We start from the raw sequence: 16,507 nt of genomic DNA, 5'->3' as shown, positions 1-16,507 counted from the left end.
CCGGCGTGGTGGCCAACATCATCGAGTAGGGAGGGGCGCGCGCCGCGCCGGGCGGCTCTTGCACTGTTGGTGGACACAGCGGCAGAAAAAGGCTTGATCCGGCCAGTCAACCCGGCTAAACCATGCGGCTCCGCCCGGGCGGTCGGGTGGGGTCGCCAGCCGCCGTGTTCCGCCGATCAACGGTCTCTCACGCACCGGATCACCGGATCCAAGTTTGTCCCCTGGTACGAGGGGGCTGGATCGGGACCCGTTGCCAGATGACCCGGGCGCCGCGCTGGTTGTGAGCGCCTGGAGACGGGCTCGGGACGGTGACGACAGTCGCCGTTGGGTCTCGTCTCGCATGGCCCTGGAGGGGTGTAGCTCAACTGGTAGAGCACCGGTCTCCAAAACCGGGGGTTGCGGGTTCAAGTCCTGCCGCCCCTGCCAAGGCCAACAAGGCGCGACGTCAGGGCGTAGTGGTCGTCGCGCGACGAGTCATAGCGTGGGTATCCGGCGGCCCGATGACCCCGTCAGGATGCGGGCGGAAGGATGCGGATGCGGGGGCGACCCGGGCGTGATCTCGGGGATGGTGGTGTCTCGGCGAAGTGGCCGGGGCGAGGCGCCCAACGCGGCGGGAACCGGATGCGGACGAGTTAAACGACAACATGGCAAAGACAAACCCCGGCCAGTTCGTAAGGCAGGTTCGCCAGGAGCTGGCGAAAGTCACGTGGCCGTCTCGCAAGGAAACGGGCATTTCGACTCTGATGGTCTTCATTATGGTGTTTCTGGCGGCGATCTTTTTCTTCGTCGTGGATCAGATTCTCGCCTGGGGTGTCCAGCTTATATTCGGTCTGGGAGGGTAACAAGGCATGGATGCCCGGTGGTATGTCATCCACGTCTATTCCGGATTCGAGAACAAGGTGGCGCAGTCGATCCGTGAGCAGGCCGCCCAGAAGGGCATGGAAGAACTGTTCGAGGAGGTCCTGGTGCCGACCGAGGAGGTTGTCGAGGTTCGCCGCGGCGCCAAGGTCAATGCCGAACGGAAGTTCTTTCCGGGCTATGTGCTGGTGAAGATGGCGCTGACCGACGAGAGTTGGCACTTGGTGACCAACACGGCCAAGGTGACCGGGTTCCTGGGCGGTCGTGGGCGCCCGGCGCCGATTTCCGAGAAGGAGGTCGCGCACATCCTGCACCAAGTGCAGGAGGGCATCGAGCGACCCAAGCCGTCCATCACGTTCGAGATCGGCGAACAGGTGCGGGTGGCCGATGGGCCGTTCGCGTCGTTCAACGGCCTGGTCGAGGACGTGGACGACGAGCGCGCGCGCCTGAAGGTGTCGGTGTCGATTTTCGGCCGCTCCACCCCGGTCGAGCTGGAGTTCTCTCAGGTCGAGAAGCTCTGACGACCGTTTTCCGTTGCGGCCCCGGCCCTCGCGGCCGGTGGCCGTTCACGCGTGGGAGGATGCCCCGGAAGTCCACGGGGTCCGTACCACGCCCCTTGGACCCCGCGTCTGCGGGATAACAAGCCGAGGATATCATGGCGAAAAAGATTGTCGGGTACATCAAGCTCCAGATTCCGGCCGGCGGCGCCAAACCGTCGCCGCCCGTGGGTCCGGCGCTGGGCCAGCGCGGCCTGAACATCATGGAGTTCTGCAAGGCCTTCAACGCGGCCACACAGAACATGGAACCGGGGATGCCGATTCCGGTGGTCATCACGGCCTACGGTGATCGGTCCTTCACGTTCATCACCAAGACGCCGCCCGTCAGCTACTTCCTGAAGAAGGCGGCCGGCGTGCAGAAGGGCACGCAGACGCCCGGACGCGGCACCATTGGCTCCGTGACGCTGGAGCAGGTGCGCGAGATCGCCCAGCAGAAGATGCCGGACCTGAATTGTCCGACCGTCGAGGCGGCGATGGAAATGGTGAAGGGCTCGGCCTCGTCCATGGGCCTGAGCGTGGAGGAGTAGGGACCATGGCAAAAACCGGAAAGCGACTGCGCGCGGCCTATGAGGGCCTGGACCCGAATGTTGGGTTGGACCTCGCGGAAGCGGTGAAGGCCATCAAGGCCCGCGCCTCGGCGAAATTCGACGAGACGGTCGAAGTGGCCATGAATCTGGGCGTCGACCCGCGTCATGCCGACCAGATGGTGCGCGGCGTCGTCTCGCTGCCGCACGGGACCGGCAAGACCGTGCGGGTGGCTGTGTTCGCCAAGGCCGACAAGGCCGAGGAGGCGAAGGCCGCCGGCGCCGATGTCGTCGGCGCCGAGGACCTGATGCAGGAGGTGCAGGCGGGCAATATCAACTTCGACCGCTGCATCGCCACGCCGGACATGATGGGCGTCGTCGGTCGCCTGGGTAAGATCCTGGGTCCGCGCGGCATGATGCCGAACCCGAAGCTGGGCACGGTGACGCCGAACGTGGCCGAGGCCATCAAGGCGGCCAAGGCCGGTCAGGTGCAGTTCCGCGTCGAGAAGGCGGGCCTCATCCACGGCGGCGTGGGCCGCGTCAGCTTCTCCGACGAGCAGCTGGCCGAGAACATCCACGCCTTCGTCGATGCCATCGTCAAGGCCAAGCCGACGGGTGCCAAGGGCACCTATGTCAAGAAGATTTCGCTGAGTTCGACGATGGGCCCGGGTCTGCGGGTCAATGTCGCCTCGGTCGCCACCCAGATGCCGTAGGGCAGGGCGGCCGCGCAATTGGTTTGCCGGACCGGGTCGCGTGGCCCGGCACCGGCGGATGGTTCGGTCCGGGCCGTGCCCCGTGGGCATGGTGCGGATCGGAAACGGAGCGACGGGCGGCTGTGCCGCGCATCGCTCCAAGCCTGTCCGAGACCGTGGGTGGTCCGGGGTCCGTTCGCGGGCCGCCGGGCCTTGAAGGGAAAGGTTCCCGCCCGCGCAGACGGGAAGGGTTGAGTGTTCGACCGCACAGGGTCGGGTGTTGCCGTGCCGGATCATTCGGGGCGGGGGCGCCGGGTCCTCGGCGGAACGGCTTGAACTTTCCGTGGGCAGGTCCCGCGACCCCGCGACACGCGGGATCCGGCCCCCGGGTGTTCCGGCATGGCGACATGTCGGGGCGGGGAATGGGTCCGGCGACGCGGACGCGAGGACAACCGCGTTCGTGGCGCGGGTGCGGCCTTGGACCTTCGGGTCGGGGTCGGCTCGTAACACGGACCCAGTCAGCGGAGACGGATGTGAACCGAGACGAAAAAAAGGATCTCGTGGACAGCCTGCGGGCCGAGTTCGGGGAGTCCACCGTCTGCATCGTCACCCACTACCAGGGTCTGACGGTGGCGCAGATGGAGGCGCTTCGCGGCAAGGTGCGCGAGGCTGGGGCACGGTTCCGTGTCACCAAGAACCGGATCACCCGACTCGCTCTGGACGGCACGGACTTCGAGGGATTGAGCGACCTGTTCACCGGCCCGACGGCGATTGCCACGTCGGCCGATCCGGTGGCGGCCGCCAAGGCCTGCGTGGATTTCGCCAAGACCAACGACAAGCTGGTCATTCTGGGCGCGTCCATGCAGGGCCGGGTGCTCGACGCCGAGGGCGTTGGCGCTTTGGCCAAGATGCCCTCCCTTGATGAGCTGCGGGCCCAGCTTGTGGGTCTGCTCACCACGCCCGCGCAGCGGGTGGCCAGCGTCACGCAGGCGCCGGCCGGGCAGCTCGCCCGGGTGCTCAGGGCCTATGCCGATGCCAATGCCGAGGGCGAGGCGGCGTGATCGCCGTAATCCCCATTCCGACAGACCCCAAACCGTTCAAGTCGATCCGACGAGGAGCAAAGTACAATGGCTGATCTCGAAAAGCTGGTGGACGAACTGTCCGCCCTGACCGTCCTGGAAGCCGCCGAGCTGTCCAAGATGCTGGAAGAGAAGTGGGGCGTGTCCGCGGCCGCGCCTGTGGCCGTGGCCGGTGTCGCCGCCGCTGGCGGCGGTGGCGAGGCTGCCCCGGCCGAGGAAGAGAAGACGGAGTTCGACGTCATCCTGGCCGCGGCCGGCGAGAAGAAGATCAACGTCATCAAGGAAGTCCGCGCCATCACCGGCCTGGGCCTGAAGGAAGCCAAGGAACTGGTCGAAGGCGCGCCGAAGCCCGTGAAGGAAGCCGTGCCCAAGGACGAGGCCGAGGCGCTGAAGAAGAAGCTGGAAGAGGTCGGCGCCACCGTCGAGGTGAAGTAAGCCTCGCGTGGGTGTACCGATTCAGGATCGTCCGTGGGCCGGGGGGACGGCGGGTGTCCCCCCGGCTTTCGGGCGTTTGTGGTGTCGGCATTCGGATGGGGAGCCGGGCCGACGCCGGGTCGACGCGGGTGTTGCGTCGCCCAAGACAACAAGACGACGCCCAAGACCACAATGGGCGCGGGAATGGGAACCGGCCGGGGGCAACCGGTGCCACGCGGACGTTCGGCAGGACAGCAGGTAAGGAGCGGCAATGACCAAGTCGTTGACAAGTCGGAGGCGGGTCCGCAAGGACTTTGGGCGTATCTCCACCGTGGCCCCCATGCCCAACCTGATCGAGGTGCAGAAAAGCAGCTACGATCAGTTCCTCCAGGTTGGCCTGACGGCCGCCGAACGCACCGACAGCGGCCTTCAGGAGGTGCTGAAGTCCGTGTTCCCCATCCGCGACTTTGCCGGCAAGGGGGAACTGGAATTCGTCGGCTATGACCTGGAGCCGCCCAAGTATGACGTCGACGAGTGCCAGCAGCGCGGCATGACCTTCGCCGCGCCGCTCAAGGTGACGCTGCGCCTGCTCGTCTGGGACGTGGACGAGGAGACGGGTGCCCGCTCCATCCGCGACATCAAGGAGCAGGACGTCTACATGGGCGACATGCCGCTGATGACGTCCAACGGCACCTTCATCATCAACGGCACCGAGCGCGTCATCGTCTCGCAGATGCACCGCTCGCCCGGCGTGTTCTTCGACCACGACAAAGGCAAGACGCACTCGTCCGGCAAGTTCCTGTTCGCCGCCCGCGTGATCCCGTATCGCGGCTCGTGGCTGGACTTCGAGTTCGACGCCAAGGATCTCGTCTATGTGCGCATCGACCGGCGCCGCAAGCTGCCGGTGACGACCCTGCTGTACGCGCTGGAGGGAAGTGCGACAGAGGCGTTGCGGGCCGAGCGCGCGGCCGAGAACAAGGGCGTGGACCTGCTCGAGATCCAGGGCATGACGCCCGAGGAGATCCTCAACTACTACTACGATACCCTGACCTTCGCGCGCGACGAGAAGGGCTGGAAGATTCCGTTTGAGCCTGACCGGATGCGCGGCGTCAAGCTGATGCACGATCTGGTCGACGCCGACACCGGCGAGGTCAAGATGGAGGCGGGCGCCAAGGTCACGCCGCGCTCGGCCCGCAAGCTGGTCGAGGAGGGCATGACCAGCCAGCGTGTGTTCGCCGAGGAGCTGGTGGGCCGGTACGCCGCCGAGGACATGATCAACGAGGAGACCGGTGAGGTCTTCGCCGAGGCCGGTGATGAGCTGACCGAGGACATGCTGGCCGAGATGGAAAAGGCCGGCGTGACCGAGTTGAAGGTCCTGCACATCGACCACGTCAACGTCGGGCCGTACATCCGCAACACGCTCGCGGTCGACAAGAATACCTCGCGGGAAGAGGCGCTGATCGACATCTATCGCGTCATGCGCCCGGGCGAGCCGCCGACCCTGGAAACCGCCGACGCGCTGTTCAAGGGCCTGTTCTTCGATTCCGAGCGCTATGACCTGTCGGCGGTCGGCCGCGTCAAGATGAACGCCCGCCTGGGCTTCTCCAATGATGACGTGCCGGACACCATGCGGGTGCTGCGCAAGGCGGATATCGTGGAGATCATCCGCCTGTTGGTGGAGATGAAAGACGGCCGCGGCGAGGTGGACGATATCGACCACCTCGGCAACCGCCGTGTCCGCTCGGTTGGCGAGTTGATGGAGAACCAGTACCGCGTCGGTCTGCTGCGCATGGAACGCGCCATCCGCGAGCGCATGAGCGCCGTGGACATCGACACCGTCATGCCGCACGACCTGATCAACGCCAAGCCGGCGGCGGCGGCGGTGCGCGAGTTCTTCGGCTCGTCGCAGCTGTCGCAGTTCATGGACCAGACCAACCCGCTGTCGGAGGTGACGCACAAGCGGCGCCTGTCGGCCCTGGGGCCGGGTGGTCTGACGCGCGAGCGCGCCGGCTTTGAGGTGCGCGACGTGCACCCCACGCACTACGGCCGCATCTGCCCCATTGAAACGCCGGAAGGCCCGAACATCGGCCTGATCAACAGCCTGGCGACCTTCGCCCGCGTCAACCAGTACGGCTTCATCGAAAGCCCGTACCGCCGCGTCGTGGATCGGCAGGTGACCGACGAGGTCATCTATATGTCGGCGATGGAGGAGGGCAAGCACACCGTCGCCCAGGCCAACGCCGAACTGGACGAGAACGGCCGCTTTGTGTCCGATCTGGTCAGTGCCCGTCACGCCGGCGACTACGAGATGGTCGACCCGTCCAAGGTGGACCTGATCGACGTCTCACCCAAGCAGCTTGTGTCCGTGGCCGCCGCGCTGATCCCGTTCCTGGAGAACGACGACGCCAACCGCGCGCTCATGGGCTCGAACATGCAGCGGCAGGCGGTGCCCCTGGTGCGCGCCGAGGCGCCGTTCGTCGGCACCGGCATGGAAAGCGCGGTGGCGCGCGATTCCGGGGCGACCATCGTCGCGCGGCGCGCCGGCTTCGTACAGCAGGTGGACGCCACCCGCATCGTGGTTCGCGCCACACAGGAGACCGACGCCACCGCCTCCGGCGTCGACATCTACCGCCTGCGCAAGTTCCAGCGCTCGAACCAGAACACCTGCATCAACCAGCGGCCGCTGGTGAAGGTGGGCGATCTGGTGGCCAAGGGTGACATCATCGCCGACGGGCCCTCGACCGACCTGGGCGAGCTGGCGCTGGGGCGGAACGTGCTGGTCGCGTTCATGCCGTGGAACGGCTACAACTTCGAGGACTCCATCCTTATATCAGAGCGAATCGTTCGCGATGACGTCTTCACCTCGATCCATATCGAGGAGTTCGAGGTCATGGCCCGCGACACCAAGCTCGGCCAGGAGGAGATCACGCGCGACATCCCGAACGTCGGCGAGGAAGCCCTCAAGAACATGGACGAGGCCGGCATCGTCTACATCGGCGCCGAGGTGCAGGCGGGCGATATCCTGGTCGGCAAGGTGACGCCGAAGGGCGAAAGCCCGATGACGCCGGAAGAAAAGCTGCTGCGCGCCATCTTCGGCGAGAAGGCGTCCGACGTGCGCGATACGTCGTTGCGCGTGCCGCCGGGGGTGACGGGCACCGTGGTCGAGGTGCGGGTCTTCAACCGGCGCGGTGTCGAGAAGGACGAACGCGCGCTGGCCATCGAACGCGCCGAGATCGAGCGCCTGGCCAAGGACCGCGATGACGAAAAGGCCATCCTGGAAGGCAGCTTCTCGGCCCAGCTCAAGGAAATCCTGTTGGGCAAGACCGTCGTGTCCGGTCCCAAGGGGATGAAAACCGGAGGTGAGGTCACCGAGGAGTTGCTCAGCGAGTTCACGCCGGGTCAGTGGCGCCAGATCGCCGTCGACGACGAGGCCGTCATGGCCGAGGTCGAGGCGCGCAAGAAGACCTATGAGGAGAGCATCGAGCGCATCCACGCGCGCTTCGACGACAAGGTGGAAAAGCTGCAGCGCGGTGACGAACTGCCGCCGGGCGTGCTGAAGATGGTCAAGGTCTTCGTCGCCGTGAAGCGCAAGCTGCAGCCGGGCGACAAGATGGCCGGCCGCCACGGCAACAAGGGCGTGATCTCCAAGATCAATCCGATCGAGGACATGCCCTACCTGGAGGACGGCACGGCGGTCGATATCGTGCTCAACCCGCTGGGCGTGCCGTCGCGCATGAACGTGGGGCAGATCCTGGAAACGCACCTGGGCTGGGCCTGTCGTGGCCTGGGCCAGCAGATCAATGAGATGCTGGAGGCGGTGCGTCACGGCACGGGCGACACCGACGCCCTGCGCGAGCGCCTTCAAGTCATTTACGGCGAGGAGTCCTATAACGACGCCATCGCCGACCTGGAGGAACACGACCTGCTGGAGTTGTCCGATAACCTGCGGACGGGTGTGCCGATCGCGACGCCGGTGTTCGATGGCGCGCGCGAACCGGATATCGTCGACATGCTCGGCAAGGCGGGCCTGGATGCCTCGGGGCAGGTGACGTTGTACGACGGGCGCACGGGCGATGCGTTCGACCGCCCGGTCACGGTCGGCTACATCTATATGCTGAAGTTGCACCACCTGGTGGACGACAAGATCCACGCCCGCTCCATCGGCCCCTACTCGCTGGTCACCCAGCAGCCGCTGGGCGGCAAGGCGCAGTTCGGCGGCCAGCGCTTCGGCGAGATGGAGGTCTGGGCGCTGGAGGCCTACGGCGCCGCCTACACGCTTCAGGAGATGCTGACCGTGAAGTCGGACGATGTGGCCGGCCGCACCAAGGTCTACGAGGCCATCGTGCGCGGCGACGACGCGTTCGAGGCCGGCATCCCCGAATCCTTCAACGTGTTGGTCAAGGAGATGCGCTCGCTGGGCCTGGACGTGGAAATGAACCAGTCCAGCGTGTAACCCCGGGGTTTTGGCGCCGCGCCGTCCGCCCCGCGGACCGGCGGCGGGCGCGGCGTCCGCATCCGACACGATTTTGGGCGGCCCCACCGCAGGGGCGCCCCCGCGAACCAGCGGAGAAAGCGTTATGAACGAGTTGATGAAGATCTTCGGTCAGGTTCAGGGCACGCAGTCCTTCGACCAGATCAAGATTTCGATCGCCAGCCCCGACAAGGTCCTGTCCTGGTCCTACGGCGAGATCAAGAAGCCGGAGACCATCAACTACCGCACGTTCAAGCCCGAGCGCGACGGCCTGTTCTGTGCCCGCATCTTCGGGCCCATCAAGGACTACGAGTGCCTGTGCGGCAAGTACAAGCGCATGAAGTATCGTGGCATCATCTGCGAGAAGTGCGGTGTCGAGGTCACCCTGTCCAAGGTGCGCCGCGAGCGCATGGGGCACATCCAGCTGGCCGCGCCGGTGGCCCACATCTGGTTCCTGAAGTCGCTGCCCAGCCGCATCGGCCTGCTGGTGGACATGACGCTGAAGGACCTGGAGCGGGTCCTGTACTTCGAGAACTACGTGGTCGTCGAACCGGGCATGACCCCGCTCAAGCAGAACGAACTGCTGAGCGAGGAGGCCTATCAGCGGGCCATCGACGAGTACGGCGAGGACGGCTTCCGCGCCGGTATCGGCGCCGAGGCGCTGAAGGAAATGCTGCAGGACATCGACCTGGCGGCGCTGCGCGACGACATGCGCTTCGAGTTGAAGGAGACCAACTCCGAGGCCAAGCGCAAGAAGCTGGTCAAGCGCCTGAAGCTGGTCGAGGCGTTCATGGAGTCGGACACCCGGCCGGAGTGGATGATCCTCGACGTGGTGCCGGTGATCCCGCCGGAACTGCGGCCGCTGGTGCCGCTGGACGGCGGCCGCTTCGCCACGTCCGACCTGAACGATCTGTACCGCCGCGTCATCAACCGCAACAACCGCCTGAAGCGGCTGATCGAACTGCGGGCACCGGACATCATCATCCGCAACGAAAAGCGGATGTTGCAGGAGTCCGTGGACGCCCTGTTCGACAACGGCCGGCGTGGCCGGGCGATCACGGGCGCCAACAAGCGGCCGCTGAAGTCGCTGTCCGACATGCTGAAGGGCAAGCAGGGCCGCTTCCGCCAGAACCTGCTGGGCAAGCGCGTGGACTACTCCGGCCGTTCGGTGATCGTGGTCGGTCCCGAGTTGAAACTTCACCAGTGCGGCCTGCCCAAGAAGATGGCGTTGGAGCTGTTCAAGCCCTTCGTCTATTCGAAACTGGAGCTGTACGGCTACGCGACCACCATCAAGGCCGCCAAGCGGATGGTGGAGAAGGAGCGGCCGGAGGTGTGGGACATCCTCGAAGAGGTGATCCGCGAACATCCGGTCATGCTCAACCGCGCGCCGACGCTGCACCGCCTGGGCATCCAGGCGTTCGAACCGGTGCTGATCGAGGGCAAGGCGATCCAGCTTCACCCGCTGGTCTGCACGGCGTTCAACGCCGACTTCGACGGTGACCAGATGGCCGTGCACGTGCCGCTGTCGCTGGAGGCGCAGCTTGAGGCGCGCGTGCTGATGATGTCGACCAACAACATCCTCAGCCCGGCCAACGGCAAGCCGATCATCGTGCCGACGCAGGACATCGTTCTCGGCTTGTACTACCTCTCGATGGAGCGCGAGGGCGAGACCGGCGAGGGCATGGTCTTCGGCAGCCTGCAGGAGATGGATCACGCCCTGTATCATGGCCGCGTGGCCCTGCACGCGCGCATCAAGTGCCGCATCGACACGGTGGACGACACCGGCGAGCGCCGGCAGATGGTGGTCGAGACCACGCCGGGGCGCCTGCGCATCCATGAACTGCTGCCGCGCGACCGCAACGTGCCGTTCTCGGTCATCAACCGTCTGCTGCGGAAGAAAGACCTGCAGGACGTCATCGATACCGTCTATCGCCACTGCGGCCAGAAGGAGACGGTGATCTTCTGCGACCGCATCATGACGCTGGGCTACGGCCAGGCGGCGCGCGCCGGCATTTCCTTTGGCAAGGACGATCTCGTGATCCCCGCCAGCAAGGAGACCCTGGTGGCGGAGACCGAGGCCCAGGTGAAGGAGTTCGAGCACCAGTACCTCGAGGGCCTGATCACCCAGGGCGAGAAGTACAACAAGGTCATCGACGCCTGGGCGCACTGCACCGACCGGGTGGCCGAGGAGATGATGAAGGAGATCGCCAAGCTCGAACCGGGCAAGCCGATCAACTCCGTCTATATGATGGCCCACTCCGGCGCCCGTGGCTCGCCCGCGCAGATGAAGCAGCTGGCCGGAATGCGTGGCCTGATGGCCAAGCCGGACGGCTCGATCATCGAGACGCCGATCGTGTCGAACTTCAAGGAAGGCCTGACCGTGCTGGAGTACTTCAACTCCACCCACGGTGCTCGGAAGGGTCTGGCCGATACGGCGTTGAAGACGGCCAACTCGGGTTACCTGACGCGGCGTCTTGTGGACGTGGCGCAGGACGCCATCATCTGCGAGGACGACTGCGGCACTACCCAGGGTATCACCGTCAATCCGGTGGTGGACGGCGGCGAGATCATCGTCTCGTTGGGCGAACGCGTGCTCGGCCGGACCACGGCGGAAGAGGTGCTGGACAACAACGGCCAGTTGCTGCTGCCGCGCAACCACTTGGTCGTGGAAGCCGACGTCGAGAAGCTGGTTCAGGCCGGCGTCGAACAGGTGCGAATCCGTTCGGTGCTGACCTGCGAGGCCGAGCGCGGCATTTGCGCCGCGTGCTACGGTCGCGACCTGGCGCGCGGCACGCCCGTGAACATGGGCGAGTCCGTCGGCGTGATCGCCGCCCAGTCGATCGGTGAGCCGGGCACGCAGCTGACCATGCGCACCTTCCACATCGGCGGCGCCGCCCAGCGTGGTGCCGAGCAGTCCAGCGTGGACGCGGCCTTCGACGCCATCGTCAAGATCGAGAACCGGCAGGTGGTGACGTCGGAGGGCGGCACCCTGGTGGTCATGGCCCGCAACCTGGAGGTCGTGCTGGCCGACGAACTCGGCCGCGAAAAGGCGCGCCACCGCATTCCGTACGGTGCCCGCCTGCTGGTGGACGAGGGTCAGACGATCGCCAAGGGCACCCGCCTGGCGGAGTGGGACCCGTACACGCTGCCAATCGTCACCGAGAAGGAGGGCATCGCGAACTACGTCGACCTGATCGACAATGTCTCGATGCGCGAGGTCACGGACGAGGCGACCGGGATCTCGTCCCGTGTCGTGATCGACTGGCGCTCGCAGCCGCGTTCGGGCGACCTGAAGCCGCGCATCACCTTGCGGGATGAGGCGGGCGAGGTCATCACGCTCGAGAACGGGCTGGAGGCGCGCTACTTCATGTCGGTGGACGCCATTCTGTCGGTGGAACACGGACAGCGGGTCAAGGCCGGCGAGGTGCTGGCGCGCATCCCGCGCGAGGGCTCCAAGACGCGCGACATCACCGGCGGTCTGCCGCGTGTGGCCGAACTGTTCGAGGCCCGCAAGCCCAAGGACCACGCGGTCATCGCCGAAATCGACGGGCGCGTCGAGTTCGGCAAGGACTACAAGTCCAAGCGGCGGATTCTCGTGGTCGCCGAGGATGGCACCGAGATGGAATACCTGCTGCCCAAGGGCAAGCATGTGACCGTCCAGGAAGGCGACTTCGTCCGCAAGGGCGACCCGCTGATGGACGGCAACCCGGTGCCGCACGACATTCTGCGCGTGCTGGGCGTCGAGGCGCTGGCCGACTACCTGATCAAGGAGATCCAGGACGTCTACCGGTTGCAGGGCGTGAAGATCAACGACAAGCACATCGAGGTCATCATCCGCCAGATGCTGCAGAAGGTGGAGGTGCGCGAACCCGGCGACACCACCTTCCTGGTGGGCGAGCTGGTCGACCGCATGGAGTTCGCCGCCGAGAACGACAAGGCCATCAAGGATGGTGGGCGCCCGGCCACGGGTGACCCGGTGCTGCAGGGCATCACCAAGGCCTCGCTGCAGACGCATTCCTTCATCTCGGCGGCCTCGTTCCAGGAAACGACCCGCGTGCTGACCGAGGCGGCCACCGCCGGCAAGAAGGACTGGCTGGTGGGCCTGAAGGAAAACGTCATCGTCGGCCGTTTGATCCCGGCCGGCACCGGCGCCCTGATGAACCAGTTCCGTCAGATCGCGGCGGATCGGGACAAGGTCATGGCGCCGGCGCTCGACCAGCCGGAGGAGGTTGGCGACGCCTTCGACGGTGGGGGTACGGTCATCGCGCTGCCGGAAGAGGGAAGCGGCCCCGGCGAGGGCCGGGACCTGCCGATGCCCGGCGGCGAGGATTGAGTCGTCCGGCGGTCGTGATGCCGAGCGAGTCGAACGCGGTCGGGGCGTTTCAGGTGCCCCGGCCGCCGGCTTTTTCGGCCCCACGGCCGGCCGGTTGCGGGCGATTTCGCAACCGCCGCCCTGGTCTCGCGTCCGGCGTGGGGTCGCCCGGCGATTTTTGGTTTGTCGGGCTTGACGGGGTGGGGGCGGATGCATAGTATGCGCGCTCCCGAGGCGCCGGCAGGCGGATGAAAATCGCGCCACCGCGTGCCTTTGGGCCAGTTTCATGTCCGGGCCCGATGGCCTCTCCCCTCGACTCGGGGTTCTCGTCCGAGGACCCCCGGGTTTTTTTGTACCGGCGCGCCCGATCCGGGCGCGTCGCGTTTGCCTTGGGGGGCGGGTGTTGAAAGGGGCTGGGCGGACCGGCCAAATTGGTCCGCCGAGGACGACAGGTCGTGTCTTGGACTGAGTGAGCGAGATCACGCAAGGACGGGTATTGGATGCCGACGATCAACCAGTTGATCCGCAAGCCGCGGACGCCGCAGATCAAAAGAAACAAGGTGCCGGCCATGCAGGCCTGCCCGCAGAAGCGCGGTGTGTGCACGCGGGTCTACACCACCACGCCGAAGAAGCCGAACTCGGCCCTTCGTAAGGTGGCGCGCGTGCGCCTGACCAACGGCTTCGAGGTGACCTCCTACATTCCGGGTGAGGGGCATAACCTTCAGGAGCACTCGGTGGTGATGATCCGTGGCGGGCGCGTCAAGGACCTGCCCGGTGTGCGGTATCACATCATCCGTGGCACCCTGGATACCCAGGGCGTGAAGGATCGGAAACAGCGCCGTTCGAAGTACGGCGCCAAGCGTCCCAAGTAAGGAGCCCCGAGGATGTCCCGTCGTCGTGCCGCCATCAAGCGCGAGGTTTTGCCCGACGCCAAGTATGGCGACAAGGTCGTGGCCAAGTTCATCAACGCGGTCATGCTTGAGGGCAAGAAGTCCGTGGCCGAGCGTATTGTCTATGGTGCGCTTGACAAAATGGCCGCCCGGACCAGCCAGGATCCCGTGAAGATGTTCCACGAGGCCATTGATAACGTGAAGCCGGCGCTGGAAGTGCGCTCGCGCCGGGTTGGTGGTGCCACGTATCAGGTGCCGGTCGAGGTGCGGCCGGAGCGTCGGCAGGCGCTGGCCCTGCGCTGGATCATCGACTTCGCCCGCAAGCGCTCCGAGACGACCATGGTCGATCGCCTGTCCGGGGAGTTTCTGGACGCCGCCAACAATCGCGGTGGCGCCGTCAAGAAACGCGAGGATACCCACCGCATGGCCGAGGCGAACAAGGCCTTTTCCCACTACCGCTGGTAACCCAGAGCCCAACGACGTCCAGCCGCGCCCCACACCGTCCTGGCCCGTGAGGAATCCGAGATGAAACGCGAGACCCCGATTGAGCGCTACCGAAACATCGGGATCATGGCGCATATCGACGCCGGCAAGACCACCACGACCGAGCGAATCCTGTACTACACGGGCAAGTCGCACAAAATCGGCGAGGTGCACGACGGCAACGCCACCATGGACTGGATGGAGCAGGAGCAGGAACGCGGCATCACCATCACGTCGGCGGCCACGACGGCGTTCTGGAAGGACCATCGCGTCAACATCATCGACACCCCGGGGCACGTGGACTTCACCATTGAGGTGGAGCGCTCGTTGCGCGTGCTGGACGGCGCGGTGGCGGTGTTCGACTCGGTGGCCGGTGTCGAGCCGCAGTCCGAGACGGTCTGGCGCCAGGCCGACAAGTACGGCGTGCCGCGCATGTGCTTCGTCAACAAGATGGATCGCATGGGCTCCGACTTCTATCGCTGCGTCGATATGATCGTTGACCGACTGGGCGCGCGCCCGCTGGTGCTCAACATGCCGATCGGCGTGGAAAGCGATTTCGCCGGCGTGGTCGATCTGGTGAAGATGAAGGGGGTCATCTGGCACGGCGAGGATCTGGGCGCCAAGTTCGACTACGTCGATATTCCGGCCGACCTCCAGGACAAGGCCCAGGAACTGCGCGAAGCCCTGATCGAGACGGCGGTCGAGGCCGACGACGACGCCATGGAGGCCTATCTGGAGGGCAACGAGCCCGACGAGGAGACGCTCAAGGCCTGCATCCGCAAGGGCACCATCAACCAGATGTTCGTGCCCGTGCTGTGCGGCTCGGCGTTCAAGAACAAAGGCGTGCAGACGCTGCTGGACGCGGTGGTGGAGTTCATGCCGTCGCCGTTCGATGTGCCGGCCATCAAGGGCGTGCTGCCGGACAGCGACACGCCGGCCGAACGTCCGGCCGACGACCAGGCACCGTTCGCGGCTCTGGCCTTCAAGATCATGAACGACCCGTTCGTGGGCTCGCTGACCTTCGCGCGCATCTACTCGGGCACCATCGAGAGCGGCTCCTACGTTCTCAACACGGTCAAGGGCAAGCGCGAGCGCGTTGGCCGGATGCTGCTGATGCACTCCAACAACCGTGAGGAGATTAAGTGGGCCTCGGCCGGCGACATCGTCGCCGTGGTCGGCCTGAAGGAGACCACGACGGGCGATACCCTGTGCGATCCGGCCAAACCGGTGGTGCTGGAGCGCATGGAGTTCCCCGATCCGGTCATCGAGGTCGCGGTCGAGCCGCGCACCAAGGCCGACATGGAAAAGATGGGCATGGCGCTGGCGCGCCTGGCCGCCGAGGATCCGTCCTTCCGGGTCTCGACCGACGTCGAGAGCGGCCAGACGGTCATCAAGGGCATGGGCGAGCTGCACCTGGAGATTATCGTCGATCGTCTGAAACGCGAGTTCAAGGTCGACGCCAATGTCGGCGCGCCGCAGGTGGCCTACCGCGAGACCATCTCCAAGGAATACACCGTCGACTACACCCACAAGAAGCAGAGCGGCGGGTCCGGTCAGTTCGCCCGCATCAAGGTCACCTTCACGCCGCTGGAGCCGGGCTCGGGCTTTGAGTTTGAAAGCACCATCGTCGGCGGCTCGGTGCCGAAGGAATACATCCCCGGCGTCGAGAAGGGGTTGCGCTCCAGCATCGACAGTGGCGTGATCGTCGGCTTCCCGTGCACCGACTTCAAGGCCACGCTGATCGACGGGGCCTACCACGACGTGGACTCCAGCGTCATGGCGTTCGAGATCGCCGCCCGCGCGGCCTTCCGCGAGGGGATGCCGAAGGCGGGTCCGAAGCTGCTGGAACCGATGATGAAGGTTGAGGTGGTGACGCCCGAGGAGTACATGGGCGACATCATCGGCGACCTGAACAGCCGGCGCGGCAACGTTTCGGGCATGGACCAGCGCGGCAACGCGCGCGTCGTCTCGGCGGCGGTTCCCCTGGCCAACATGTTCGGGTATGTCAACACCCTGCGCTCGATGAGCCAGGGGCGGGCCCAGTACACGATGCACTTCGACCACTACGCCGAGGTGCCGAGCAACGTGTCCGAGGAAATCAAGGCGAAGATGGCGGGCTGACGCCGCCGACGTGCAACGACACACCGACCGTGCGAACGGAGACCAGAGAGAATGGCGAAGGAAAAGTTTGACCGCAGCAAGCCGCACTGCAACGTGGGGACGATCG

At 65.7% G+C, this 16,507-nt stretch carries 11 protein-coding genes and 1 tRNA gene; all 12 read left to right on the top strand.

Annotation, left to right across the window (positions count from 1 at the left end):
* Positions 1–350 precede the first annotated feature (350 nt).
* The 12 genes from Q0309_RS05815 (at position 351) to fusA (ending at position 16,401) form a co-directional block, all read left to right on the top strand.
* A tRNA-Trp gene (locus tag Q0309_RS05815) sits at positions 351–426 on the top strand.
* A gap of 218 nt (positions 427–644) precedes the next feature.
* Positions 645–842, top strand: coding sequence for a preprotein translocase subunit SecE (gene secE / locus Q0309_RS05810; RefSeq protein ID WP_299438413.1), 198 nt, complete (start codon positions 645–647; stop codon positions 840–842).
* A gap of 6 nt (positions 843–848) precedes the next feature.
* Complete coding sequence (nusG, locus tag Q0309_RS05805) at positions 849–1,379, top strand: transcription termination/antitermination protein NusG (RefSeq protein ID WP_299438411.1); 531 nt, start codon at positions 849–851, stop codon at positions 1,377–1,379.
* Positions 1,380–1,513: 134 nt separating this feature from the next.
* A complete protein-coding gene (gene rplK / locus Q0309_RS05800) occupies positions 1,514–1,942 on the top strand; it encodes a 50S ribosomal protein L11 (RefSeq protein WP_299438409.1) in 429 nt (142 codons plus the stop codon).
* Between the two features lie 5 nt (positions 1,943–1,947).
* The gene (gene rplA, locus Q0309_RS05795; RefSeq protein ID WP_299438407.1) at positions 1,948–2,652 is read left to right on the top strand and encodes a 50S ribosomal protein L1; all 705 of its coding nucleotides are present in this window, start codon (positions 1,948–1,950) and stop codon (positions 2,650–2,652) included.
* A gap of 512 nt (positions 2,653–3,164) precedes the next feature.
* Positions 3,165–3,692: a 50S ribosomal protein L10 gene (gene rplJ / locus Q0309_RS05790; protein WP_299438405.1), complete on the top strand. Its 528-nt coding sequence runs from the start codon at positions 3,165–3,167 to the stop codon at positions 3,690–3,692.
* Positions 3,693–3,758: 66 nt separating this feature from the next.
* The gene (gene rplL, locus Q0309_RS05785; RefSeq protein WP_299438403.1) at positions 3,759–4,145 is read left to right on the top strand and encodes a 50S ribosomal protein L7/L12; all 387 of its coding nucleotides are present in this window, start codon (positions 3,759–3,761) and stop codon (positions 4,143–4,145) included.
* A gap of 250 nt (positions 4,146–4,395) precedes the next feature.
* Complete coding sequence (rpoB, locus tag Q0309_RS05780; RefSeq protein ID WP_299438401.1) at positions 4,396–8,577, top strand: DNA-directed RNA polymerase subunit beta; 4,182 nt, start codon at positions 4,396–4,398, stop codon at positions 8,575–8,577.
* Between the two features lie 124 nt (positions 8,578–8,701).
* Positions 8,702–12,928: a DNA-directed RNA polymerase subunit beta' gene (gene rpoC, locus Q0309_RS05775; protein WP_299438400.1), complete on the top strand. Its 4,227-nt coding sequence runs from the start codon at positions 8,702–8,704 to the stop codon at positions 12,926–12,928.
* 479 nt (positions 12,929–13,407) lie between these two features.
* Complete coding sequence (gene rpsL, locus Q0309_RS05770) at positions 13,408–13,779, top strand: 30S ribosomal protein S12 (RefSeq protein WP_299438399.1); 372 nt, start codon at positions 13,408–13,410, stop codon at positions 13,777–13,779.
* A gap of 12 nt (positions 13,780–13,791) precedes the next feature.
* Entirely contained in the window at positions 13,792–14,262 is a 471-nt protein-coding gene (gene rpsG, locus Q0309_RS05765; RefSeq protein ID WP_299438397.1) for a 30S ribosomal protein S7, read from the top strand.
* Between the two features lie 60 nt (positions 14,263–14,322).
* Positions 14,323–16,401 (top strand): elongation factor G, encoded by a 2,079-nt coding sequence (gene fusA / locus Q0309_RS05760; protein ID WP_299438395.1) that lies wholly within the window; start codon positions 14,323–14,325, stop codon positions 16,399–16,401.
* The last annotated feature ends 106 nt before the right edge of the window (positions 16,402–16,507 follow it).

Source organism: uncultured Rhodospira sp. (assembly GCF_937138205.1).
Taxonomy (GTDB): Bacteria; Pseudomonadota; Alphaproteobacteria; order Rhodospirillales; family Rhodospirillaceae; genus Rhodospira.
This window is presented reverse-complemented; position numbering and strand designations above follow the sequence as displayed.

What these genes read in the sequence shown, in the direction of transcription:
- rplL (WP_299438403.1), top strand. Translation starts at nt 3,759, where the DNA reads ATGGCTGATCTCGAAAAGCTGGTGGACGAACTGTCCGCCCTGACCGTC.
- rplA (WP_299438407.1), top strand. Translation starts at nt 1,948, where the DNA reads ATGGCAAAAACCGGAAAGCGACTGCGCGCGGCCTATGAGGGCCTGGAC.
- secE (WP_299438413.1), top strand. Translation starts at nt 645, where the DNA reads ATGGCAAAGACAAACCCCGGCCAGTTCGTAAGGCAGGTTCGCCAGGAG.
- fusA (WP_299438395.1), top strand. Translation starts at nt 14,323, where the DNA reads ATGAAACGCGAGACCCCGATTGAGCGCTACCGAAACATCGGGATCATG.
- rplK (WP_299438409.1), top strand. Translation starts at nt 1,514, where the DNA reads ATGGCGAAAAAGATTGTCGGGTACATCAAGCTCCAGATTCCGGCCGGC.
- rpsL (WP_299438399.1), top strand. Translation starts at nt 13,408, where the DNA reads ATGCCGACGATCAACCAGTTGATCCGCAAGCCGCGGACGCCGCAGATC.
- rpoB (WP_299438401.1), top strand. Translation starts at nt 4,396, where the DNA reads ATGACCAAGTCGTTGACAAGTCGGAGGCGGGTCCGCAAGGACTTTGGG.
- rpsG (WP_299438397.1), top strand. Translation starts at nt 13,792, where the DNA reads ATGTCCCGTCGTCGTGCCGCCATCAAGCGCGAGGTTTTGCCCGACGCC.
- rpoC (WP_299438400.1), top strand. Translation starts at nt 8,702, where the DNA reads ATGAACGAGTTGATGAAGATCTTCGGTCAGGTTCAGGGCACGCAGTCC.
- nusG (WP_299438411.1), top strand. Translation starts at nt 849, where the DNA reads ATGGATGCCCGGTGGTATGTCATCCACGTCTATTCCGGATTCGAGAAC.